This window comes from Roseateles sp. P5_E1, assembly GCF_054049335.1.
Window position 1 is genome coordinate 1 of record NZ_JBFUMN010000301.1, and the last position, 610, is coordinate 610.

The following is a 610-nucleotide window of genomic DNA, read 5'->3' on the forward strand; positions in this document are numbered from 1 at the left end:
GGCCCGGCCAGGGCGCGCGTTTCAGCGTGGTCTTGCCGCTGCCGTGGACGCTGCGGCGCGGCGGCGCACCCAGCCACGCGCAAGACGCCGCGCGGATCCAGTTGCCACCGTTGCGGATCCTGCTGGTGGAAGACGACCCGACCGTGGCCGACGTGATTGCCGGGCTGTTGCGCACGCGCGGTCATGAGGTGGTGCACGTGCTGCACGGATTGGCTGCGTTGGCCGAGGTGTCGGCCGGGCCGTTCGATGTGGGCCTGCTCGACCTCGACCTGCCGGCGCTGGATGGCATCGCCATTGCCGGACAACTGCGCGCGCTGGGTTACGAGCTGCCGCTGATCGCGGTTACCGCGCGCTCGGATGCGTACGACGAACAGCAGGTGCTGGAAAGCGGGTTCGATGGTTTCCTGCGCAAGCCGGTCACCGGCGACCTGCTGGTCGATGCGATCGCAACGGCGCGTGCGGGGCGACAGCCGGACGGCTGAGGGCATCCTGCTGCATGCTGAGATAGGCGGGGTGTTTCGATCAGTGGCGATCGATGCGAACTTCAACTCAGCAAGATGTGATCCAGCGCATGGCAGGAACCCGCACTGGCAGTTCGATCACTCTATTG

At 67.0% G+C, this 610-nt stretch carries 1 protein-coding gene; it reads left to right on the forward strand.

The features are described 5' to 3' along the window. The coding region (locus ACXJKJ_RS31180) for a response regulator (protein WP_457395471.1) at positions 1-482 on the forward strand (482 nt) is incomplete at its 5' end. Positions 483-610: the final 128 nt, after the last annotated feature.